1 protein-coding gene is annotated in these 327 nt (G+C 65.7%); it reads right to left on the bottom strand.

Features of this window, described 5'->3' with window-relative positions; genetic code table 11:
• The coding region (locus ACZ6JE_RS15130; RefSeq protein ID WP_464319468.1) for a hypothetical protein at window positions 1-327 on the bottom strand (327 nt) is incomplete at both ends.

Here is a 327-nt window from a genome sequence, read left to right as displayed (position 1 = left end):
TGCGAACCATGAACTTCAACTCGGAGGTCTCACCACGCACCAGCTCCGTGGCCGGGACCTCGAGCGCCGAGACGGACCCGAGAGCGCCCGGGATCGAGACCGGAGCGCTGCCCGCGGTCTGGAAGTAGCCTGCAGCGGACACGCCCGAGTAGACGAAGCCGAGCTTGTTTCCGGGCACGTCGAGGGCGTCGGCGGCCGTCTCGACCTTCACCGTGTATTCGATGTCGCGGTCCGCTACAGCGGTGACGCCGTGGTCGCTGTTGTCGAAGGTCAGGGTCTTCCCGTCGTTCGAGACGACGCCTTCCTTGAGGTCGTAGCCATCCCAGA

It is taken from the genome of Frigoribacterium sp. AC759, assembly GCF_979256015.1.
This window is presented reverse-complemented; position numbering and strand designations above follow the sequence as displayed.